This window comes from Streptomyces sp. NPDC091682 (genome assembly GCF_044756625.1).
In the GTDB taxonomy this organism is placed as follows: Bacteria; Actinomycetota; Actinomycetes; order Streptomycetales; family Streptomycetaceae; genus Streptomyces.
This window is the reverse complement of sequence record NZ_JBIVTH010000005.1, coordinates 290,578-313,061: the sequence shown is the minus strand read 5'-3', so window position 1 is coordinate 313,061 and position 22,484 is coordinate 290,578. Positions and strand designations below refer to the sequence as shown.

Sequence of the window (22,484 nt, the reverse complement as noted above, 5' to 3'; positions counted from 1 at the left end):
GGCGTTACGGCCTCGTGTCACTCAAGAGCTGGGATCGATCTCCCGCAGGAGCCCGGTGTGCACATCGAAGACGAAGCCTCGCACATCGTCCTTGTGGGGCAGGAAGGGGTTCGTGCGGACCCGCTGCATCGACTGGCGAACGTCCTGGTCGACGTCCCGGAAGGCCTCGACGGCCCAGGCGGGACGCTGGCCGACCTCGTCCTCCAGCTCGTGCCGGAAGTCCTCGGTCAGGTTTTCGAGGCCGCAGCCGGTGTGGTGGATGAGTATCACCGTGCGGGTGCCCAGGGCCCGCTGGCTGATGGTGAGGGAACGGATCGTGTCGTCGGTGACCACACCGCCCGCGTTGCGGATCGTGTGACAGTCGCCGAGTTCCAGACCGAGGGCCTTGTGCAGGTCGAGGCGGGCGTCCATACAGGCCACGACGGCGACCTTGAGGACGGGGTGGGCGTCCATGCCGGGGTCGGAGAACTGCGCGGCGTACCGCTGGTTCGCCTCGACCAGCCGGTCGGTGACGGATCCGCCGACGGATGCCTCGGACGGGGACTCGGCAGGCAGGGATGCGGAAGTCGTCATGGGTACGACGGTAGTGGTCACGGCGGGGCACGGTCCTGCGTGAGAGCGGACAAAGAACGCCAACGAGCCTTGTTGTGAGCTAACCCACAGGGGTGGGCGCGAGGCGGCTGTTCGGGTGGTTCGCGTCATTTGTCGGTTCGCGTCGAGAGCCGCGCACGCCGCGCGGGGCGGTTCGTTGACCGCGGCGACCGTTGCACTAAAGTGACGCGAACCGGCCGGAGCCCGGCCCTGAACGGCCGCCCGGCCCCCGATGAACACTCCGCGTGCGCGGCGCGTACGTACGGCCCGGCCCTCTCCCGCTCACCGGCCGGCCGGCGCCACCTTCCCCGGCGCCGGTCGCGGATGCGGGGATCCGGTGGTGCGTACGCCTGCCGCGCCGTTATCTGAGAGGGCGCTTTGACTAGCGAGTCCCGACATGTCCCGGTGATGCTCCAGCGGTGCCTGGACCTGTTGGCCCCGGCACTGGAGAGGCCCGGGGCCGTCGTCGTCGACTGCACCCTCGGCCTCGGCGGCCACAGCGAGGCCCTGCTGACCCGGTTCCCCGAGGCCCACCTGATCGGCCTCGACCGCGACAAGGAAGCCCTGCGGCTCTCCGGCGAGCGGCTCGCGCCCTTCGGCGACCGGGCCACCCTCGTCCACGCGATCTACGCCGACCTCGCCGAGGTCCTGGACGGGCTGCGCATCCCGGCCGTCCAAGGCATCCTCTTCGACCTGGGCGTCTCCTCCATGCAGTTGGACGAGGCCGACCGCGGGTTCGCGTACGCCCAGGACGCACCGCTGGACATGCGCATGGACCAGACGACCGGCATCAGCGCCGCCGAGGTGCTCAACAGCTACGCGCCGGGCGAGCTGGTACGGATCCTGCGCCAGTACGGCGAGGAGAAGCAGGCCAAGCGGATCGTCTCGGCGATCGTCCGGGAGCGGGAGAAGGAGCCCTTCGCCAACAGCGCCCGGCTGGTCGAACTGATCCGTGACTCCCTTCCGCAGGCCGCCAAGCGGACCGGCGGCAACCCGGCGAAGCGGACCTTCCAGGCCCTGCGGATCGAGGTCAACGGGGAGCTCTCCGGGCTGGAGCGGGCCATTCCGGCGGCGGTGGACCGGATCGCGGTCGGCGGCCGGATCGCGGTGCTCTCCTACCACTCGCTGGAGGACCGCCTGGTCAAGCAGGTCTTCGCGGCCGGCGCGACCTCGACGGCCCCGCCCGGCCTGCCGGTGGTGCCGGAGAAGTATCAGCCGAAGCTGAAACTGCTCACGCGCGGCGCCGAACTGCCCACCGAGGAGGAGATCGCCGAGAACCGGCGGGCCGCCCCGGCCAGGTTCCGCGGCGTAGAACGCATCCGGGAGGCGCGACTGTGACCAAGGCCGGGAAGGTCGCCACGCTGACCCGTGGGCAGGCGGCCCGCCTCGGCCGGGCGCTCGGCGGCCGCCCGGCCCGCCCGCGTCCCGGCGGGCAGGCGGCCCGGATGCCGTTCGTGCTGCTGGTCGTGGCCCTGCTCGCCGGCGGCCTGATCAGCCTGCTGCTGCTGAACTCGGCACTGAACGAAGGCTCCTTCCAGCTCAGCAAGTTGCGGAAGGAAACCACCGCCCTCACCGACGAGGAGCAGGCGCTGCAGCGCGACGTCGACGCCTACTCCGCGCCCGACGCGCTCCAGCGCCGGGCACACGAACTGGGCCTGGTCCCCGGCGGCAGCCCGGTCTTCATCGGCCCGGACGGCAAGGTCGCGGGCAGCGCCGCGCCCGCCGAGGCCCCGCCGTCACCCACCCCGACCCCGGCTCCGCCGGCGGCCCCGGGCACCTCCCCGGCCGCACCCGCGGCGTCGGCCCCGGCCTCGCAGAGCCCGGCAGTCGCGCCCCCGGCCCAGCCCTTGCCACAGCAGCCCACCCCCAACCCAGGTCGGTGATGTCGTGACGCGGATCCCTGCGGGGCCGTTCCCCACCCCGCCCTTCCCCTCCCGGCCACCGCTGGGACGGGCCCCCGGTTCCCCCGGCGCGGCCCTGCCAGGGGCGGTGACCGCGTGAGCCCGCAGGAGCCGCCCCGGCGGCGGGTGCCCGGACCGGCCAGGCCGCCCCGTGCCGGCGACCGGGCCAGGGCCGGCGCCCGCCCGGCCCCGCGCCCGGCCTCGCGCCCGGCGACCCGGCGGCCGACGGGCCCCCGTACCCCGCACACGATCCGACTCGGCAGCCCGCGGCCCCGACTGCGCCTGGTCGGCGTCGGCCTGACCCTCGTCATGCTGGCCTTCGTGGTCCGCCTGCTCCAGGTCCAGGCCGTCGACGCCGCGGCGTTCTCCGCCGAGGCCTCCAAGAACCGCTACACCAGCGTCAAGCTGGCCGCCGAGCGAGGCGAGATCACCGACCGCCGGGGCGTGGCCCTCGCCACCAGCGTCGACGCGTACGACATCACCGCCGACCCGAAGATGTTCACCCCGCAGGACAGCAAGGCCCCGGACGCCCCGCAGCAGGCCGCCGCCCTCCTCGCGCCCATCCTCGGCAAGGACGCCAAGGAGCTCACCGAGCGGCTGAGCACCAAGAACTCCCGGTACGTCGTCCTCGCCCAGCGCCAGACCCCCCAGGTCTGGAACCAGATCAAGGACCTCAAGCGGGTCTTCGCGGACAAGGCGGCGGCCGACAAGCGGGGCAACGGCCCCGGCGCCAACGTCCTCGCCGGCGTGTTCAAGGAGACCAGCAGCAAGCGCGTGTACCCGAACGGCGACCTCGCCGCCGGGATACTGGGTTACGTCAACGCCGAGGGCAAGGGAGCCGGCGGCCTGGAGTCCTCCCTCGACAAGAAGCTGTCCGGCAAGGACGGCGAGATCACCTACGCCCAGTCCGGCGGCCGCCAGGTCCCCACCGCCGACTCCAACGAGAAGCCCGCCGTCCCCGGCGAGGACATCCAGCTGACCATCGACCGGGACATCCAGTGGGCGGCGCAGAGCGCCATCGCCGAACAGGTCCAGAAGTCCGAGGCCGACCGCGGCTACGTCATCGTCCAGGACACCCGCACCGGCGAGGTGCTCGCCATGGCCAACGCCCCGGGCTTCGACCCCAACGACCTGACCCGGGCCCGCTCCGCCGCCATGGGCAACGCCGCGCTCCAGGACGTGTACGAACCCGGCTCCACCGCCAAGGTCATGTCGATGGCCGCCGTGCTGGAGGAGAAGAAGGCCACCCCGGAGACCCGGGTCGAGGTCCCCAACCGGCTCCACCGCGGCGACCGGCTCTTCAAGGACGACATCGACCACCCGACCTGGTACCTGACCCTCAACGGGGTCCTCGCCAAGTCCTCCAACATCGGCACCATCCTGGCCACCGGCCAGCTCGGACCCACCCAGCCCGAGGCCAACGAGGTCCTGCACTCCTACCTGACCAAGTTCGGCATCGGTCGGCCCACCGGCCTGAACTACCCGGGCGAATCCCGCGGCATCCTCGCCGCCCCCAAGGACTGGTCCACCTCCCAGCAGTACACGATCCCCTTCGGCCAGGGACTCTCGCTCAACGCCATGCAGGCGGCCTCCGTGTACTCGACCATCGCCAACGACGGCGTCCGCATCGAGCCGACCCTGGTCCGCGGCACCAAGGGCCCCGACGGCCGCTTCACCCCGGCCCCGGCCCCCGAGCGGGACCGTGTGATCAGCCCGGAGACCGCCAAGACCCTCGCCGAGATGCTCGAATCCGTGGTCGACGACCAGGAGGGCACCGGAACCAAGGCGAAGATCCCCGGCTACCGGGTCGGCGGCAAGACCGGCACATCCAACCGGGTGGATCCGGCCACCGGCCGCTACAAGGGCTACACCGCGTCCTTCGCCGGATTCGCCCCCGCGGACAACCCGCGCATCACCGTCTACTGCGCCATCCAGAACCCCACGAAGGGCAGCTACTTCGGCGGCCAGATCTGCGGCCCCATCTACAAGAAGGTCATGGAGTTCGCGCTCAAGACCCTCCAGGTGGCCCCCACGGGAACCGCGCCCGCCGGGCTCCCCGTCACCTACGGCACCGCTACTCAGCCCGCCGAGCAGCCCGCCCCGCAGCCCAGTCCGCAGCCCGGCCAGTGACCCACAGCCAGGCCAGGCCCGCCAGAAAAGCGTGAGGCACCATCAGTGACAACCATCACCCCGAAACCCGGGAACCCGACGACCCCCGAAGCCGAGGCCGGGGCCTCACTTCGCGGGCGGCCCGCTGCGCCCGGTACGCTCACCGCCGTGTCCCACGCTGATCAGCCCAGAAACACCGAGAAGGCCCCGGCAACGCCGCCGGGAGCGCCCCGGCCCGCGTCCGCCAGCCCGAGCCCGCTGGGCGAGCTGGCCGCCCTGCTGGGCATCCCGGCGCCCGGCGCGGCGCAGATCACCGGCATCACGCACGACTCCCGTGCGGTCCGCCCCGGTGACCTGTACGCCGCCCTGCCGGGAGCCAGGACGCACGGCGCCGACTTCGCCGCCCAGGCGGCCGGTCTCGGTGCCGCCGCCGTGCTGACCGACCCCGCGGGGGCGGAGCGCGCCGCGGCGACCGGCCTGCCGGTCCTGACCGTCGACGACCCGCGCGGCCGGATGGGAGAGCTCGCCGCGGCGATCTACGGGCGCCCCGGTGAGGGCCTGCTCCAGATCGGGATCACCGGTACCTCCGGCAAGACCACCACGGCGTACCTCGTCGAAGGCGGCCTGCGCGCGGCGGGCCGGAGCACCGGACTGGTCGGCACCGTCGAGATGCGCATCGGCGACGAGCGCATCAAGTCCGAGCGGACCACCCCCGAGGCCACCGACCTCCAGGCCCTCTTCGCGGTCATGCGCGAACGTGGGGTCGAGGCCGTGGCCATGGAGGTCTCCAGCCACGCCCTGGTGCTCGGCCGGGTCGACGGCTGCGTCTTCGACGTCGCCGTCTTCAACAACCTGAGCCCGGAGCACATGGAGTTCCACTCCGACATGGAGGACTACTTCCAGGCCAAGGCGGGGCTCTTCACCACCCGCCGGGCCCGCCTGGGCGTGGTCAACCTCGACGACGAGTACGGCCGCCGCCTGGCCAAGGAGGCCACCGTCCCGGTCGTCACCTTCTCCGCCGCGGGCGACCCGGCCGCCGACTGGCGGGCCGAAGACGTCGTCACCGGCCACATGGACTCCACGCTGACGCTGGTCGGCCCCGAGGGACAGCGCGTGCGCGCCAAGGCCCCGCTGCCCGGCCCGTTCAACGTCGCCAACACCGTCGCCGCGATCGTCACGCTCGCCGCCGCCGGCATCGACCCGCAGACCGCCGCCGACGGCGTCGCCGCGGTCCCCGGGGTCCCCGGCCGGCTGGAGCGGGTGGACGCGGGACAGCCCTACCTCGCCGTCGTCGACTACGCGCACAAGACGGACGCCGTGGAATCGGTGCTGCGCGCGCTGCGCGAGGTCACCGAGGGCAAGCTGCACATCGTGCTCGGCTGTGGCGGCGACCGCGACACCACCAAGCGCGGACCGATGGGGGCCGCGGCCGCCCGGTTCGCCGACGTCGCCGTCCTGACCTCCGACAACCCGCGTTCCGAGGACCCGCTCGCGATCCTCGCCGCGATGTTCGAGGGCGCCGTGTCCGTGCCGCCCGCCGAGCGGGGCACCGTCCTCGTCGACGCCGACCGGGCGGCGGCCATCGCCGCCGCCGTCGCGCGCGCCGAGCCCGGCGACACCGTGCTCGTGGCGGGCAAGGGCCACGAACAGGGCCAGGACACCGCCGGTGTCGTACGCCCCTTCGACGACCGCACGGTGCTCCGCGCCGCGATCGAGCACCGAGCCGTGCTCGACCGGCCGGCCGTGCTCGATGAAACGACCCAGGTCCGACAGGCCGAGGTGAACCAGTGATCGCCCTTTCCCTCGCCGAGATCGCCGACATCACCGGCGGGCGGCCCCACGACATACCGGATCCGTCCGTCCAGATCACCGGACCCGTGGTCTACGACTCCCGTGAGGTCCGGCCGGGCAGCCTGTTCGCCGCCTTCGTCGGCGAGCGGGTCGACGGCCACGACTACGCGCAGCGCGCGGTGTCCGCCGGGGCCGTGGGCGTCCTCGCGACCCGGCCCGTCGGCGTACCGGCCATCGTGGTCCCCGACGTGGTGGCCGCCCTCGGAGCGCTCGCCCGGGCCGTGGTCACCCGCCTGGGCACCGACGTCGTGGCCCTCACCGGATCCGCCGGCAAGACCTCCACCAAGGACCTGATCGCGCAGGTGCTGCAGCACCACGCGCCGACCGTGTGGACCCCCGGGAACCTCAACAACGAGATCGGCCTGCCGATCACGACGCTGCGCGTCACCGAGGACACCCAGCACCTGGTCCTGGAGATGGGCGCCCGCGGCATCGGCCACATCCGCTACCTCACCGGACTGACGCCCCCGCGGATCGGTCTGGTCCTCAACGTCGGCACCGCCCACATCGGCGAGTTCGGCGGCCGCGAGCAGATCGCGCAGGCCAAGGGGGAGCTGGTCGAGGCCCTGCCGGCCGAGGCGGAGGGCGGCGTCGCCGTCCTCAACGCCGATGACCTGCTGGTTCGTGAAATGGCCGGGCGCACGAAGGCCCGTACGGTGCTGTTCGGTGAGGCCGAGGACGCCGAAATCCGGGCCACCGAAGTCCGCATGACGGACAGGGGGACGGCTTCCTTCACACTGCACACACCGACCGGGTGCAGCGACGTGACCTTGCGGCTGTACGGTGAGCACCACGTGTCGAACGCGCTCGCCGCGGCCGCCGTCGCCCATGTACTGGGCATGTCCGTACAGGAGATCGCCACCGCGCTCTCCGGGGCGGGCACGCTGTCCCGGTGGCGGATGGAGGTCACCGAGCGGGCGGACGGTGTGACGATCGTCAACGACGCCTACAACGCGAACCCCGAGTCCATGCGGGCCGCACTCCGCGCGCTCGCCGCGATGGGCGGGGCCGGCAAGGCGAACGGGGGACGCACGTGGGCGGTGCTCGGCCCGATGGCCGAGCTCGGAGACGACGCTCTCGCCGAGCACGACGCGGTCGGACGACTTGTCGTCCGGCTCAACGTGAGCAAGCTCGTCGCAGTCGGGGGCAGGGAAGCCTCCTGGCTGCAACTGGGCGCATATAACGAGGGTTCGTGGGGTGAGGAGTCGGTGCTCGTGTCCGACGCGCAGGCGGCGGTCGACCTGTTGCGCAGTGAACTGCGCCCGGGTGACGTCGTGCTGGTGAAGGCTTCCAGGTCGGCCGGTCTGGAGCGGGTGGCCCAGGGCCTTCTCGACAGCACTGTCGAGGGCGAGGTCGCCGACCGATGAGGCAGATCCTGTTCGCCGGTGTCATCGGCATGTTCCTCACCGTCATCGGCACCCCGCTGCTGATCAAGCTGCTCGCCCGCAAGGGCTACGGCCAGTTCATCCGCGACGACGGCCCCCGCGGCCACGCCGGGAAGAAGGGCACGCCCACCATGGGCGGCATCTCCTTCATCCTGGCGACGCTCATCGCGTACGCCCTGACGAAGGTCCTCACCGGTGAGGAGCCGAGCTTCTCGGGCCTGCTCGTCCTGTTCCTGATGGCCGGCATGGGCCTCGTCGGATACCTGGACGACTACATCAAGATCGTCAAGCGGCGTTCGCTGGGCCTGCGGGCCAAGGCGAAGATGTCCGGCCAGCTGATCGTCGGCATCGCCTTCGCGGTGCTGGCCCTCCAGTTCAAGGACTCGCGCGGGCTCACCCCGGCCTCCACCAAGCTGTCGTTCGTCACGGACTTCGGCTGGTCGATAGGTCCGGTGCTGTTCGTGGTGTGGGCGCTCTTCATGATCCTGGCGATGTCCAACGGCGTGAACCTCACCGACGGTCTCGACGGTCTCGCGACCGGCGCCGCCGTGATGGTCTTCGGCGCCTACACCTTCATCGGCGTCTGGCAGTTCCAGGAGTCCTGCGCCAGGGCCGGTGACCTCACCAACCCGAACGCCTGCTTCGAGGTGCGCGACCCGCTCGACCTCGCGGTCGTCGCCTCCGCCCTCATGGGCGCCTGCTTCGGCTTCCTGTGGTGGAACACCTCGCCCGCCAAGATCTTCATGGGTGACACCGGCTCGCTCGCCCTCGGCGGCGCGCTCGCGGGCCTCGCCATCTGCTCCCGCACGGAGTTCCTGATGGCGCTCCTCGGCGGCCTCTTCGTGCTCATCACGATGTCGGTCGTCATCCAGGTCGGTTCCTTCAAGATGACCGGCAAGCGGGTCTTCCGGATGGCGCCACTGCAGCACCACTTCGAGCTCAAGGGCTGGTCCGAGGTACTGGTCGTGGTCCGCTTCTGGATCATCCAGGGCATGTGCGTGATCGTTGGTCTCGGTCTCTTCTACGCGGGATGGGCAGCCGACAAGTGACGTCCTGGCAGGACAAGAACATCACCGTCGCCGGTCTCGGCGTGAGCGGCATCAGTGCCGCCCGCGCCCTGGCCGGCCTCGGCGCAGTGGTGACCGTCGTCGACAACGGTGACGGTGACGCGCACCGCGCCCGGGCCGCCGAGCTCGCGGCGGAGGGCATCACCGTCCGCCTCGGCCGCCTCGCGGACGGCGGGCACGCGGGCGAGGTCCTGCCCGAGGGCACCGAACTGGTCGTCACCTCGCCCGGTTGGAAGCCCGACAGCCCGCTGTTCGCGGCCGCCGCCGAAGCCGGCGTGGACGTGGTCGGGGACGTGGAGATCGCCTGGCTGCTGCGCGAGGTCGGCCAGGAGCGGCGCGCCGCGCGCTCCGGCGAGGACGGGGCCGCGGCGCCCCGCAGTGCCCCCGCCCCCTGGCTCGCCATCACCGGCACCAACGGCAAGACCACCACCACCCAGATGCTGGCGTCGATCCTGAAGGCCGCGGGCCTGCGCACCGCGGCCGTCGGCAACATCGGCACCCCGATCATCGACGTGGTGCTCGGCGAGCAGGAGTACGACGTGCTCGCCGTCGAACTCTCCAGCTACCAGCTGCACTGGGCGCCCTCGCTGCGCGTCCACTCGGCGGCCGTGCTCAACCTGGCCCCCGACCACCTCGACTGGCACGGCTCGATGCAGGCGTACACCGCCGACAAGGGCCGGATCTACGAGGGCAACACGGTCGCCTGCGTCTACAACGTCGCCGACCCGGCCACCGAGGACCTGGTCGTGGAGGCCGACGTCGAAGAGGGCTGCCGCGCGATCGGCTTCACCCTCGGCGCCCCCGGCCCCTCCATGCTCGGCGTCGTCGACGGCATCCTCGTCGACCGGGCCTTCGTGGAGAACCGGCAGAAGAACGCCCAGGAGCTCGCCGAGGTCACGGACGTCAACCCGCCGGCCCCGCACAACATCGCCAACGCGCTCGCCGCCGCCGCCCTGGCCCGCGCCTTCGGCGTGGAGCCGCGCGCCGTCCGCGACGGGCTGCGCGACTTCCGCCCGGACGCCCACCGCGTCGCGTACGTGGACGAGGTCGACTCGGTCACCTACATCGACGACTCCAAGGCCACCAACACGCACGCGGCCGAGGCCTCGCTCGCGGCCTTCGAGCCGGTCGTCTGGATCGCCGGCGGCCTCGCCAAGGGCGCGACCTTCGACGAGCTCGTGCAGAACGCCGCGAAGAGGCTGCGCGGCGCCGTGCTGATCGGCGCCGACCGGGCGCTCATCGCCGAGGCGCTGGCGCGACACGCCCCCGAGGTCCCGGTCGTCGACCTCGACCGGACCGACACTGGGGCGATGCTCGCAGCGGTCCGGGAAGCCGCCGCGCTCGCCGAGCCCGGCGACACGGTCCTGCTGGCACCTGCCTGTGCCTCGATGGACATGTTCGCGAACTACAACAAGCGCGGGGACGCATTCGCCGACGCGGTGCGCGAACTGGCCGCCGAGAACGCTGCGGACACGGCCTAGGCCGGGGGCTCCGGGACAGGTTCCCTCCGGCCGGCAGCTCGCCTCGTACGAGTGGAGGGGAAGATCACAGATGCCGGCCAAGCAGATGCTGCCGGGGCGGCGGCCGTCCGCCGTGAAGGCGCAGGGCCGCAAACGCCCTGCGGTGCGTTCGAAGCGGCCCGCCGGGCGCGGGCCGCTGGACCGGCTGCGGCGTACGCAGCGGCAGTTGCAGAAGGCCTGGGACCGCCCGCTCACCGCTTATTACCTGATCTTCGGCAGTTCCCTGCTCATCACCGTGCTCGGCCTGGTGATGGTGTACTCGGCCTCGATGATCAAGGCCCTTCAGCTCGGCCTCGGCGACGCGTACTTCTTCAAGAAGCAGTTCCTGGCCGCCCTCATCGGTGGCGCACTCCTGATGGTCGCCTCCCGGATGCCGGTCAAACTGCACCGGGCGCTCTCGTACCCGGTGCTCGCCGGCACGCTCTTCCTGATGGTCCTGGTCCAGGTCCCGGGGATAGGCGTCTCGATCAACGGCAACCAGAATTGGATCTCCCTTGGCGGTCCGTTCATGCTCCAGCCCAGCGAGTTCGGCAAACTGGCACTGATCCTGTGGGGCGCCGACCTGCTGGCACGCAAGGGCGACAAGGGGCTGCTGAGCCAGTGGAAGCACCTGTTGGTGCCGCTGGTCCCGGTGGCCTTCCTGCTGCTCGGGCTGATCATGCTGGGCGGAGACATGGGCACCGCGATGATCCTCGGCGCCATCCTGTTCGGTCTGCTCTGGCTCGCCGGAGCCCCGACCCGGATGTTCGTCGGGGTGCTCGCCTTCGCGGGTGCGATCGTCGCACTGCTCATCAAAACGAGCCCGCACCGGATGGACCGGCTGGAATGCCTCGGTGCGACAGAACCGGGCAAGAACGACCTTTGCTGGCAGGCCGTTCACGGGATCTACGCACTCGCCTCGGGCGGATGGTTCGGTTCCGGCCTGGGTGCAAGTGTGGAAAAATGGGGGCAACTACCCGAAGCCCACACCGACTTCATCTTCGCCATCACCGGGGAGGAACTGGGTCTGGCGGGGACACTGTCGGTGCTCGCCCTGTTCGCGGCTCTAGGCTATGCGGGTATCCGCGTGGCCGGACGCACGGAGGATTCCTTCGTACGGTTTGCCGCGGGAGGCGTGACCACCTGGATCACGGCCCAGGCCGTGATCAACATCGGTGCGGTGCTCGGCCTGCTGCCGATCGCCGGAGTCCCGCTCCCGCTGTTCTCCTACGGAGGGTCAGCCCTGCTGCCGACCATGTTCGCGGTCGGACTGCTCATCGCCTTCGCGCGGGAGGAGCCGGCGGCGCGCGCGGCCCTCGCGATGCGACAGCCGAAGACCGGCTGGTGGCGGACCGGGGTGAGATGGAAGTCGATGAGACGGCGCGTCAAGAAGCGTCCGTCCGGAGAGCGGTGAAATTCGGTGCATGTCGTACTCGCCGGTGGGGGGACCGCCGGCCACATCGAGCCGGCGCTCGCCCTCGCGGACGCCCTGCGCAGGCAGGACCCTTCAGTGGGCATCACCGCCCTCGGCACGGAGCGCGGACTGGAAACCCGCCTGGTGCCGGAACGCGGCTACGAGCTGGGCCTGATCCCGGCCGTTCCGCTGCCCCGCAAGCCGACCCCGGAACTGATCACCGTCCCCGGACGGCTGCGCGGCACCATCAAGGCCGCGGAGGAGATCCTGATCCGCACCAAGGCCGACTGCGTCGTCGGCTTCGGCGGCTACGTGGCCCTGCCCGGCTACCTCGCGGCCAAGCGCCTCGGGGTACCGATCATCGTCCACGAGGCCAACGCCAGGCCCGGACTGGCCAATAAGATCGGCTCCCGGTACGCGCACGCCGTCGCGGTCTCCACCCCCGACAGCAAGCTGCGCGGCGCCCGCTACGTGGGCATCCCGCTGCGCCGTTCCATCTCCACCCTCGACCGGGCAGCGGTCCGTCCCGAGGCGCGCGCCGCCTTCGGCCTGGACCCCAACCTGCCCACCCTGCTGGTCTCCGGCGGCTCGCAGGGCGCCCGCCGCCTCAACGAGACGATCCAGCAGGTCGCGTCGACCCTCCAGCGCTCCGGGATCCAGATCCTGCACGCCGTCGGGCCGAAGAACGAACTGCCGCGTGTCGACAACATGCCCGGGATGCCGCCGTATGTGCCGGTACCGTACGTGGACCGGATGGATCTCGCGTACGCCGCCGCCGACATGATGCTGTGCCGCGCCGGGGCGATGACCGTCGCCGAACTCTCCGCCGTCGGGCTCCCCGCCGCCTACGTCCCGTTGCCGATCGGCAACGGTGAACAGCGGCTCAACGCCCAGCCGGTGGTCAAGGCCGGCGGCGGCCTGCTCGTGGACGACGCGGAGCTGACGCCCGACTGGGTGCTGAGCCAGGTCCTCCCGGTGCTGTCCGACCCGCACCGCCTGTACGAGATGTCCCGGGCCGCCGGCGAGTTCGGTCGTCGGGACGCCGACGAGCTCCTGGTCGGCATGGTCTACGAGGCGATCGCGGCCCACAGGTCCCGCTGAGGCGGGTAGCGAGACGCAGGAGGCAGGGAGTGGCCGGAGGGACGACCGCACGGCGCGGAACACCGTTTTCTGATCGGTCCGGCCCGACCGCCCGCAAGGGCACCGGCGCTCCCAAGCCGCCGAAGCCCCCCAAGGGCTCCAAGGCACCCAAAGCCCCCAAGGCGCCCAAGGCCCCGAAGTCGGCCCGGGAGGCCGGCTCCAGGGGCCCCGGCGCACGCCTGCGCCGGGGCCCCGTGCTGGCCTCCCTGGCCGCCGCGGTGGTCCTCGCCGCGGGCGGCACCTGGGTGCTCTACGGCTCGTCCTGGCTCTGCGTGGAGAAGGTCGCCGCCACCGGCATGGACGTGCTCACCTCCGAGCAGGTCCTCGGTGCCGCGGCCGTCCCGGTCGGTGCGCCCCTGGTGAGCGTCGACACCGAGGAGATCGAGGGCCGGGTCCGCGGCCGGCTGCCCCGCATCGATTCGGTCGACGTGGTGCGGGCCTGGCCGCACGGCATCGGTCTGAAAGTGACGGAACGCAAACCCGTCCTGCTCATCAAAAAGGACGCCAACTTCGTGGAAGTGGACGCATCGGGTGTGCGATTCGACACGGTTGCGAAAGCACCCGCGGGTGTTCCGGTCCTCGAATTGAACGCCGGTCGATCGCCGAGCGCCCGCCGCTTCGACGAGGAACGGCTGCTGCACGAGGCCGTACTCGTCGCGGGCGTCCTCCCGGAGTCGATCGCCAAGGAAACCGTGCAGGTCAAGGTGGGTTCCTACGATTCGGTCGTACTGGAGCTCACCGGGGGCCGATCCGTGACGTGGGGCAGTGGTGAACAGAGCGACGCGAAGGGACGCGCATTGAACGCTTTGTTGAAAGCCGCCCCCAAGGCCACCCGCTTCGACGTGAGCGTCCCCACCGCCCCTGCTGCGTCCGGGAGTTGACGTCCGGTCCAACAGCGGCACACCCTGGTTGGCCAGCGATACGGGTGATCACATAGGGTGAAAAGAAAAACGGGAGGTTCGGCGTGTTCGTTGAACACGCGCTACTTGTCGACTTAGTGTCCTGTTCGGAAGAGTCCGAGGAACAGGCACACCCCTAACCCTAAACTTCAGGGTGAGGGTTCGGGTCGGCGCGTTCGGACCGTCCCTATTTCGGCATCAGTCGTCGCAACGCAGGCCCGCGAGGCGGCGACACGTAACTCGAGGCGAGAGGCCTTCGACGTGGCAGCACCGCAGAACTACCTCGCAGTCATCAAGGTCATCGGTGTCGGCGGCGGTGGTGTCAATGCCATCAACCGAATGATCGAGGTCGGTCTCAAGGGCGTCGAGTTCATCGCCATCAACACGGACGCCCAGGCGCTGTTGATGAGCGACGCCGACGTCAAGCTCGACGTCGGCCGGGAACTCACCCGTGGCCTCGGCGCCGGCGCCAACCCGGCCGTCGGTCGCAAGGCGGCAGAAGACCACCGCGAGGAGATCGAGGAGGTCCTCAAGGGGGCCGACATGGTCTTCGTCACCGCCGGTGAGGGCGGCGGCACCGGCACCGGCGGCGCACCTGTCGTCGCCAACATCGCGCGCTCGCTGGGCGCCCTGACGATCGGTGTGGTCACCCGACCGTTCACCTTCGAGGGCCGGCGCCGCGCGAACCAGGCGGAGGACGGCATCGCCGAGCTCCGCGAAGAGGTCGACACCCTCATCGTCATCCCCAACGACCGACTGCTGTCCATCTCGGACCGCCAGGTCAGCGTGCTCGACGCCTTCAAGTCGGCCGACCAGGTCCTGCTCTCGGGCGTCCAGGGCATCACCGACCTCATCACCACCCCGGGTCTGATCAACCTCGACTTCGCCGACGTCAAGTCCGTGATGTCCGAGGCCGGCTCGGCCCTGATGGGCATCGGCTCGGCCCGCGGCGACGACCGCGCCGTGGCCGCCGCCGAGATGGCGATCTCCTCGCCGCTCCTGGAGGCGTCCATCGACGGCGCCCGGGGCGTGCTGCTCTCCATCTCCGGCGGCTCGGACCTCGGCCTCTTCGAGATCAACGAGGCCGCGCAGCTGGTCAGCGAGGCCGCGCACCCCGAGGCGAACATCATCTTCGGCGCCGTCATCGACGACGCGCTCGGCGACGAGGTACGGGTCACCGTCATCGCGGCCGGGTTCGACGGCGGACAGCCCCCGGCCCGCCGGGACAACGTCATCGGCGCCGCGTCCACCAAGCGCGAGGAGCCGGCCCCGGCGCCGGTCCGCGCCGCCGAGCCGGCCCGCTCGGCCTTCGGCGGACTCGGCTCGGTCACCCCGCGCGAGGAGCCCCCGGCTCCGGTCGAGCCGGCTCCGGTCGAGGTCCAGGCCCCCGCGCCGCAGGTCCCCACGGCCCGGCCGTACCAGGACAGCCCGGCCGAAGAGCTGGATGTTCCGGACTTCTTGAAGTGACACCAGAGCAGCATCACGTGGGCGGCGCCCACTTCGCTTTCACCGACCGGTGGGGCGGAGTGAGCGCCGTTCCGTACGAGGAGCTCAATCTCGGCGGCGCGGTCGGAGACGACCCGGCCGCCGTTCTCGCGAACCGGGCGCGGGCGGCGAAGTCCCTGGGTCTGGCGCCGGACCGGGTGGTCTGGATGAACCAGGTGCACGGCCGGGACGTGGCCGTGGTGGACGGGACCTGGGGCGCGGACGCCGAGGTCCCGGCGGTGGACGCGGTGGTGACCGCCCGTCGGGGGCTCGCCCTCGCGGTGCTCACCGCCGACTGCACGCCCGTCCTGCTGGCTGACCCCGTCGCCGGGGTCGTGGCGGCCGCCCACGCCGGGCGGCCGGGACTGGTCGCCGGGGTGGTGCCCGCCGCCGTCGAGGCGATGGTCGCCCTCGGTGCGGACCCCGGGCGGATCGTCGCCCGGACCGGACCCGCCGTCTGCGGGCACTGCTACGAGGTTCCGGCCGAGATGCGGGAGGCGGTGGCGGACGTCGTCCCCGCAGCCCGGGCCGAGACGAGCTGGGGGACACCGGCCGTCGACGTGGTCGCCGGGGTGCACGCCCAGCTCGCTGAGGCGGGGGTGGTGAACGGCGGCCGTTCCCCGGTCTGCACACTGGAGTCGCGGGACCACTTCTCGTACCGCCGCGACCGGGTGACCGGACGCCTGGCCGGATATGTCTGGTTGACGGAGCTTTCCGGGGAGACGACCCCCGGACTGCCGGGGGAAAAGAAGAATGACGGATCGTAAGTCGGAGCTCGCCGAGAACCTGGCGCGGGTGGAGGAACGCATCTCGTCCGCCTGTGCGGCGGCGGGGCGGGGACGAGAAGAGGTGACCCTCATCGTGGTCACCAAGACCTACCCCGCGAGCGACGTACGACTGCTGGCGGACCTGGGTGTCCGTCATGTTGCGGAGAATCGTGACCAGGATGCCGCCCCCAAGGCCGCGGCCTGCGCAGATCTGCCGCTCAGCTGGCACTTCGTCGGTCAGTTGCAGACGAACAAAGTCCGTTCCGTGGCGGGATACGCGCAGGTCGTGCAGTCGGTCGACCGGCCGAAGCTCGTGACGGCCCTCTCGGCGGCCGCGGTCAACGCCGGCCGGGAGCTCGGGTGCCTCGTGCAGATCGCCCTCGACGCGGAGTCGGGGGAGCGCGGGGCCCGCGGCGGCGCGGCGCCGGAGCAGCTCGCGGAGTTGGCGGACCTCGTGGCCGGGGCTCCGGGACTGCGCATCGACGGCCTGATGACGGTCGCTCCGCTGTCCGGCCCCTACGCGGGCCGCGAACGGGCCGCCTTCGAGCGGCTGGTGGAATTGTCATCCCGCATGCGCGTGGACCATCCGACTGCCACGATGGTGTCGGCCGGGATGAGCGCAGACCTGGAACAGGCCGTGGCGGCCGGTGCGACACATGTACGCGTCGGCACTGCGGTACTCGGCGCGAGAGCCCGGCTCGGGTAACGTCGCGAAGAAAGTCGGACCACAGCAGAAAATATGGTCATTCCCGCTGATGAGCGGGCAGACCTAGTGGATCGCGGGCAGTTGGTGACATTCGTGACACGGCGGCACCTGCGACAGGGCGATCCACCACAGAGCGGAGGACTCGGAGAATGGCCGGCGCGATGCGCAAGATGGCGGTCTACCTCGGCCTCGTGGAGGACGACCGGTACGACAACCCGGGGTACGACCCCGACGACGAGTTCGAGCCCGAGCCGGAGATGGAACGGGCTCGGGAGCGGGATCGCCGACAGCAGCCCGCGCACCAAGCGCCCGTATCGGACGAACCGGTACGAGCGACACAGCCTCCGGCGCAGCGTGAACCTATCCCAATTCCGGTGGAAAGCGGACGTCCTGCGCGAATCGCCCCCGTGGCATCCATCACACCTGATCGTACGAACCTGGAGAAGAACGCCCCCGTGATCATGCCCAAGGTCGTCTCCGAGCGGGAGCCGTACCGCATCACGACGCTGCACCCCCGGACCTACAACGAGGCCCGTACCATCGGGGAACACTTCCGTGAGGGCACTCCGGTGATCATGAATCTCACGGAGATGGACGACACGGATGCGAAGCGTCTCGTGGACTTCGCCGCCGGACTCGTCTTCGGTCTGCACGGCAGCATTGAACGCGTGACACAGAAGGTGTTCCTGCTGTCGCCTGCTAACGTCGATGTCACGGCGGAGGACAAGGCCCGCATCGCGGAGGGCGGGTTCTTCAACCAAAGCTAGACCGATCCGTCAGACACGGGGCCGGGAACACAGCGGGAGCAGGGGAGAGGGAAGCGCGGAATGGGTGTCGCACTGCAAGTGATCTACTTCGCCTTGGGGTGCTTCCTCGTCGTGCTGATCTTCCGCCTGGTCATGGACTACGTGTTCCAGTTCGCACGTTCCTGGACACCCGGCAAGGCGATGGTGGTCGTACTGGAGGCCACCTACAGCGTCACCGATCCACCGCTCAAGCTTCTTCGGCGGGTCATTCCGCCGTTGCGTCTCGGGGGCGTGGCACTCGACCTGTCCTTCTTCGTTCTGATGATCATCGTTTACATCCTCATCAGTTTCGTGCGCACCGCTGCGAGCGGCTTGTGAACGATGTGCTTCCCCGCGGGCGCGGGGACAGTCCCGATACGGTCTTGCCGACTGCCGACGACTACGTAGAGGTGAAGAAGACATGCCGCTGACTCCCGAGGACGTGCGGAACAAGCAGTTCACGACCGTCCGCCTCCGAGAAGGCTATGACGAGGACGAGGTCGATGCCTTCCTCGACGAGGTCGAGTCCGAACTGACGCGCCTGCTGCGCGAGAACGAGGACCTGCGCGCGAAGCTGGCCGCCGCCACGCGTGCCGCCGCGCAGAGCCAGCAGCAGCAGGGGATGCGCAAGGCCGAACCCCAGGACCAGCGAGGCCCCGGCGCCCCCGTGCCCGCCGCCATATCCGGCCCGCCGCAGCAGCAGCAGCAGATGGGCCCGCCGCAGCTCCAGGGCGGCCCGCCGCAGCTTCCGGGTGGCCAGCCGCAGCTTCCGCCGGGCCCCGGCGGCCAGGGCCAGCAGGGCCCCGGCCCGATGGGCGGCCCCATGGGCGGTCCCATGCAGCAGCACCCCATGGGTGGACCCCAGGGCATGCAGCAGCAGCCCATGGGCGGCCCCCAGGGCATGCAGCAGCAGTCGATGGGCGGCCAGAACCCGCTCGGCCAGCAGATGCAGCCCATGGGCCAGCAGATGCAGCCGATGGGGCAGCAGATGCAGCCCATGGGTCAGCCCATGCAGCAGATGCAGCAGCCGCAGCTCCCGCAGCAGGGCCCCGGCGGCGACAGCGCCGCGCGCGTCCTGTCGCTGGCGCAGCAGACCGCCGACCAGGCGATCGCGGAGGCCCGCTCCGAGGCCAACAAGATCGTCGGCGAGGCCCGGTCGCGCGCCGAGGGCCTGGAGCGGGACGCCCGCGCCAAGGCCGACGCGCTGGAGCGGGACGCGCAGGAGAAGCACCGCGTCGCGATGGGCTCCCTGGAGTCCGCCCGCGCCACGCTGGAGCGCAAGGTCGAGGACCTGCGGGGCTTCGAGCGTGAGTACCGTACGCGCCTGAAGTCCTACCTGGAGTCGCAGCTGCGCCAGCTGGAGACCCAGGCAGACGACTCGCTGGCCCCGCCGCGAAACCCGGCCGGTCCCGCGCTGCCGCCGTCGCCGTCGCCCTCGATGGCTCCGGCCGGTGCGATGGGCCACTCCATGGGCGGTCCCTCGATGGGTGGCCCGTCCCCCATGGGCGGTCCCTCCCCGATGGGTGCCCCGTCCTACGGCGGCAACCAGCAGCAGATGTCCCCGGCGATGACCCAGCCGATGGCTCCGGTGCGGCCGGCTGCGCCGCAGCCGATGCAGGCGCCGTCGCCGATGCGGGGCTTCCTGATCGACGAGGACGACAACTAGGCGCCGCCGTTCTGCGGTCGGCAGCCGCGCTCTACGGGCCGGGCCCGGTTCCCCTTCGGGGGCACCGGGCCCGGCCCGTTTCCGTCCGCGGAGCCGTTGCCCTGGCCGGGCCGTTGCCCTGGCCGGGCCGTTGCCCTGGCCGGGCCGTTGCCCTGGCCGGGCGGTGCGGGTCCCGTTCTGGGTGCGGGCCGGTGGTCGCGCCTCAATCGCCGGCGGGGCTGGGTTTGGCTTCGGGTGGGGCGGGGCCCCTCCGGGGGCTCTCCTCGGCTCGGCGCGTGCGGGCTTGTCCCGGTTGTGCCCGGTGGTCGCGCCTCGTCCTGCGGGGAGCCCCCGGAGTGTCCCCGCCCCACGGCCCGGTGTGAGGCGGCCGGGGTGGGGGTGTGGGGACGGTGGGGGGTGTCCCCGCAGGACGAGCGCGCAACCGCCGGGTACGGCCGAGATGGCCCGTCAGGCGCGAGCCGAGGAGACACCCCCGGCGGCCCCGCACCCCCGCCCCCCGGTCCCACCCCGACCAGGGGGCCAAACCCAGCCCCGCCGGCGCTTGAGGCGCGGGGGCTCGGGGGCGGAGCCCCCGCAGCGGCGCCGCACCCGGCATGGGATCCGCACCCGGCCGGCCAGGCTAGAGGCCCAGGGACGCCACCGTGAGCTTGGCCACGGCCTCCTTCTCGCCTTCCAGCGTCACCGACGCAGAGGCCTGACGGCCGAAGCAGAACAGCGTCAGCTCCCCCGGCTCGCCGGTCACCGTCACCACCGGCGCACCCTTATGCGCCACCACCGTCCGCCCGTCCGGGCGCCTCAGGACCAGGCCCACCGGCGAACGGCGGCCCGTCAGGCGTGCCAGTTTCTCCAGCCGGGACCACAGCGCGTCCGAGAAGACCCGGTCCAGTTCCCGCGGGGACCAGTCCGGCTGCGCCCGGCGGACGTCCTCCGCGTGGACGTAGAACTCGACCGCGTTCGCCGCCTCGTCGATCTGCTTCAGCGCGTACACCGACATCCTCGGCGGGCCGGTCCTGATCAGTTGGATCAGTTCCTCGTACGGCTTGGCCGCGTACTCCTCCATCGCCTTGTCCAGGCGGGCCTTCAGCACGTTCAGCAGCAGGCCGCCCGCCGCGTCGGGCCGCCGTTCGCGGACCACCACGTGCGCGGCCAGGTCCCGACAGGTCCAGCCGGCGCACAGCGTGGGGGCCTCCGGACCGGCCGCCTCCAACAGGTCCGCCAGGAGCAGGCGTTCACGCTTCGCATGGGTAGACATGCGGGCCAGCCTACGGCGGGAACCCGCCGAACACCCGCTCATCAGGCGGACGCGGATCATCACCCCCGCCCCGGCCCGGCACAATGTCCACATGAGTACGTCCCCCCGCCCCGGCAACCTCGACCCCGCCATCGCCGCACGCCTCAAGCGTTCCGCGGACGGGCTGGTCCCGGCCATCGCCCAGCAGTACGACACCGGTGAGGTGCTCATGCTCGGCTGGATGGACGACGAGGCCCTGCACCGCACCCTGACCACCGGACGCTGCACCTACTGGTCCCGCAGCCGCCAGGAGTACTGGGTGAAGGGGGACACTTCCGGCCACTTCCAGCACGTGAAATCCGTCGCGCTCGACTGCGACGCCGACACCGTGCTCGTCCGGGTCGACCAGGTCGGAGCGGCCTGCCACACCGGGGCGCGCACCTGTTTCGACGAAGATGTCCTCCTCCGCGCAGCCGACTAGGTAGGGTCCCCGAAATGGATCTTGAGACGTTCCGCAAGCTCGCGGCCGACCGCCGCGTCATCCCCGTGAGCCGCAAGCTGCTGGCCGACGGGGACACCCCCGTCGGGCTCTACCGCAAGCTGGCAGCCGAACGCCCCGGCACCTTCCTCCTGGAGTCCGCCGAGAACGGCCGCTCCTGGTCCCGGTACTCCTTCATCGGGGTCCGCAGCGACGCCACCCTGACCGCCCGGGACGGCCGGGCGCACTGGATCGGCACCCCGCCCGTCGGCGTACCCACCGACGGCGACCCCCTCGACGCCCTGCGCGCCACCGTCGAGGCCCTGCACACCCCCCGCGACCTCGCGGGCGCCATGCCCCCCTTCACCGGCGGCATGGTCGGCTACCTCGGCTACGACATCGTGCGCCGCCTGGAGCGCATCGGCGAGCACACCGCCGACGACCTGGAGCTGCCCGAGCTGACCATGCTGCTCACCTCCGACCTGGCGGTCCTGGATCACTGGGACGGCACCGTCCAGCTCATCGCCAACGCCATCAACCACAACGACCTCGACTCCGGGGTCGACGAGGCGTACGCGGACGCCGTGGCCCGCCTCGACGCGATGGAGGCCGACCTCGCGCGGCCCGCCCCCTACGTGCCGGCCGCGCTGCCCGCCTCCGAGCTGCCCGAGTTCTCCGCCCTGTGGGGCGGCGAGAAGTACCAGGCGGCCGTCGAGGACATCAAGGAACGCATCCGGGCCGGCGAAGCCTTCCAGGTGGTGCCCTCGCAGCGGTTCGAGACCGAGTGCCGGGCCTCCGCCCTGGACGTCTACCGCGTGCTGCGGGCCACCAACCCGTCCCCGTACATGTACCTCTTCCGCTTCGAGAACGGCTTCGACGTGGTCGGCTCCAGTCCCGAGGCGCTGGTCAAGGTCGAGGACGGGCGGGCCATGGTCCACCCCATCGCCGGCACCCGCCACCGGGGTGCGACCCCGCAGGAGGACAACGACCTCGCCGACGAGCTGATGGCCGATCCGAAGGAGCGGGCCGAGCACCTGATGCTCGTCGACCTGGGCCGCAACGACCTCGGCCGGGTCTGCGAGCCGGGATCGGTGGAGGTCGTCGACTTCATGTCGATCGAGCGCTACTCCCACGTCATGCACATCGTCTCCACCGTGACGGGGCGCGTGGCCGAGGGGAAGACCGCCTTCGACGTGCTCACCGCCTGCTTCCCGGCCGGCACCCTCTCCGGCGCCCCCAAGCCGCGCGCCATGCAGATCATCGAGGAGCTGGAGCCCTCCCGCCGCGGCCTCTACGGCGGCTGCGTGGGCTACCTGGACTTCGCCGGGGACTCCGACACGGCCATCGCCATCCGCACCGCGCTGCTGCGCGACGGCACGGCGTACGTGCAGGCCGGAGCCGGTGTCGTCGCGGACTCGGTGCCCGAGCTGGAGGACAACGAGTGCCGCAACAAGGCGGCCGCCGTGCTGCGCGCGGTGGGAGCGGCGAACCGCCTGACCGGCTCCTGAGG

General features: G+C 71.4%; 20 protein-coding genes. 18 read left to right on the top strand and 2 right to left on the bottom strand.

Translation table 11 applies throughout. The annotated features are described in order from the left end of the window. Window positions 1-21: 21 nt before the first annotated feature. A complete protein-coding gene (locus ACIQK6_RS14525) occupies window positions 22-636 on the bottom strand; it encodes a beta-class carbonic anhydrase (RefSeq protein ID WP_402694896.1) in 615 nt (204 codons plus the stop codon). 363 nt (window positions 637-999) lie between these two features. On the opposite strand from ACIQK6_RS14525, the gene rsmH reads away from it, so the two are divergent. The 16 genes from rsmH (at window position 1,000) to ACIQK6_RS14445 (ending at window position 19,265) form a co-directional block, all read left to right on the top strand. Next, window positions 1,000-1,929, top strand: coding sequence for a 16S rRNA (cytosine(1402)-N(4))-methyltransferase RsmH (gene rsmH, locus ACIQK6_RS14520; protein WP_329102898.1), 930 nt, complete (start codon window positions 1,000-1,002; stop codon window positions 1,927-1,929). Beyond that, window positions 1,926-2,474: a hypothetical protein gene (locus tag ACIQK6_RS14515; protein WP_402694895.1), complete on the top strand. Its 549-nt coding sequence runs from the start codon at window positions 1,926-1,928 to the stop codon at window positions 2,472-2,474. The genes rsmH and ACIQK6_RS14515 overlap by 4 nt, the downstream gene beginning before the upstream one ends. Window positions 2,475-2,588: 114 nt before the next feature. After that, window positions 2,589-4,622 carry a penicillin-binding protein 2 gene (locus ACIQK6_RS14510; RefSeq protein ID WP_329102900.1) on the top strand — a complete coding sequence of 678 codons (2,034 nt, stop codon included), beginning with the start codon at window positions 2,589-2,591 and terminating at the stop codon, window positions 4,620-4,622. Between the two features lie 45 nt (window positions 4,623-4,667). Beyond that, window positions 4,668-6,392, top strand: coding sequence for a UDP-N-acetylmuramoyl-L-alanyl-D-glutamate--2,6-diaminopimelate ligase (locus ACIQK6_RS14505; protein WP_329102902.1), 1,725 nt, complete (start codon window positions 4,668-4,670; stop codon window positions 6,390-6,392). After that, the gene (gene murF / locus ACIQK6_RS14500; RefSeq protein WP_329102904.1) at window positions 6,389-7,819 is read left to right on the top strand and encodes a UDP-N-acetylmuramoyl-tripeptide--D-alanyl-D-alanine ligase; all 1,431 of its coding nucleotides are present in this window, start codon (window positions 6,389-6,391) and stop codon (window positions 7,817-7,819) included. Before ACIQK6_RS14505 ends, murF begins: the two co-directional genes overlap by 4 nt. Then, window positions 7,816-8,886 carry a phospho-N-acetylmuramoyl-pentapeptide-transferase gene (mraY, locus tag ACIQK6_RS14495; RefSeq protein WP_030724430.1) on the top strand — a complete coding sequence of 357 codons (1,071 nt, stop codon included), beginning with the start codon at window positions 7,816-7,818 and terminating at the stop codon, window positions 8,884-8,886. Before murF ends, mraY begins: the two co-directional genes overlap by 4 nt. Continuing rightward, window positions 8,868-10,385 (top strand): UDP-N-acetylmuramoyl-L-alanine--D-glutamate ligase, encoded by a 1,518-nt coding sequence (gene murD / locus ACIQK6_RS14490; RefSeq protein ID WP_329102905.1) that lies wholly within the window; start codon window positions 8,868-8,870, stop codon window positions 10,383-10,385. The genes mraY and murD overlap by 19 nt, the downstream gene beginning before the upstream one ends. Before the next feature lie 70 nt (window positions 10,386-10,455). Further along, entirely contained in the window at window positions 10,456-11,817 is a 1,362-nt protein-coding gene (gene ftsW / locus ACIQK6_RS14485) for a putative lipid II flippase FtsW (RefSeq protein ID WP_402694894.1), read from the top strand. A 6-nt stretch (window positions 11,818-11,823) separates the two neighbouring features. Then, on the top strand, window positions 11,824-12,918 hold the full coding sequence (gene murG, locus ACIQK6_RS14480) for an undecaprenyldiphospho-muramoylpentapeptide beta-N-acetylglucosaminyltransferase (RefSeq protein WP_266597598.1): 1,095 nt from the start codon (window positions 11,824-11,826) through the stop codon (window positions 12,916-12,918). Window positions 12,919-12,947: 29 nt separating this feature from the next. Next, a complete protein-coding gene (locus ACIQK6_RS14475) occupies window positions 12,948-13,838 on the top strand; it encodes a cell division protein FtsQ/DivIB (protein ID WP_402694893.1) in 891 nt (296 codons plus the stop codon). Window positions 13,839-14,117: 279 nt separating this feature from the next. After that, the gene (ftsZ, locus tag ACIQK6_RS14470) at window positions 14,118-15,323 is read left to right on the top strand and encodes a cell division protein FtsZ (protein WP_329102911.1); all 1,206 of its coding nucleotides are present in this window, start codon (window positions 14,118-14,120) and stop codon (window positions 15,321-15,323) included. Continuing rightward, entirely contained in the window at window positions 15,320-16,108 is a 789-nt protein-coding gene (gene pgeF, locus ACIQK6_RS14465) for a peptidoglycan editing factor PgeF (protein ID WP_329102912.1), read from the top strand. The genes ftsZ and pgeF overlap by 4 nt, the downstream gene beginning before the upstream one ends. After that, window positions 16,095-16,814: a YggS family pyridoxal phosphate-dependent enzyme gene (locus ACIQK6_RS14460; RefSeq protein WP_329102915.1), complete on the top strand. Its 720-nt coding sequence runs from the start codon at window positions 16,095-16,097 to the stop codon at window positions 16,812-16,814. Before pgeF ends, ACIQK6_RS14460 begins: the two co-directional genes overlap by 14 nt. A gap of 149 nt (window positions 16,815-16,963) precedes the next feature. Further along, window positions 16,964-17,581 carry a cell division protein SepF gene (locus ACIQK6_RS14455; protein ID WP_329102917.1) on the top strand — a complete coding sequence of 206 codons (618 nt, stop codon included), beginning with the start codon at window positions 16,964-16,966 and terminating at the stop codon, window positions 17,579-17,581. 60 nt (window positions 17,582-17,641) lie between these two features. Next, the gene (locus ACIQK6_RS14450; protein WP_030012625.1) at window positions 17,642-17,938 is read left to right on the top strand and encodes a YggT family protein; all 297 of its coding nucleotides are present in this window, start codon (window positions 17,642-17,644) and stop codon (window positions 17,936-17,938) included. Window positions 17,939-18,020: 82 nt separating this feature from the next. After that, a complete protein-coding gene (locus ACIQK6_RS14445) occupies window positions 18,021-19,265 on the top strand; it encodes a DivIVA domain-containing protein (protein WP_329102919.1) in 1,245 nt (414 codons plus the stop codon). Window positions 19,266-19,884: 619 nt separating this feature from the next. Here ACIQK6_RS14445 and ACIQK6_RS14440 read toward each other — a convergent pair. After that, window positions 19,885-20,517: a TIGR03085 family metal-binding protein gene (locus ACIQK6_RS14440; RefSeq protein WP_329102963.1), complete on the bottom strand. Its 633-nt coding sequence runs from the start codon at window positions 20,515-20,517 to the stop codon at window positions 19,885-19,887. Window positions 20,518-20,608: 91 nt separating this feature from the next. Here ACIQK6_RS14440 and hisI point away from each other — a divergent pair, with 91 nt between their 5' ends. Both hisI and ACIQK6_RS14430 read left to right on the top strand, forming a co-directional pair. Continuing rightward, window positions 20,609-20,977: a phosphoribosyl-AMP cyclohydrolase gene (hisI, locus tag ACIQK6_RS14435; RefSeq protein ID WP_150257040.1), complete on the top strand. Its 369-nt coding sequence runs from the start codon at window positions 20,609-20,611 to the stop codon at window positions 20,975-20,977. Between the two features lie 14 nt (window positions 20,978-20,991). Further along, window positions 20,992-22,482 (top strand): anthranilate synthase component I, encoded by a 1,491-nt coding sequence (locus ACIQK6_RS14430; RefSeq protein WP_329102967.1) that lies wholly within the window; start codon window positions 20,992-20,994, stop codon window positions 22,480-22,482. Window positions 22,483-22,484: the final 2 nt, after the last annotated feature.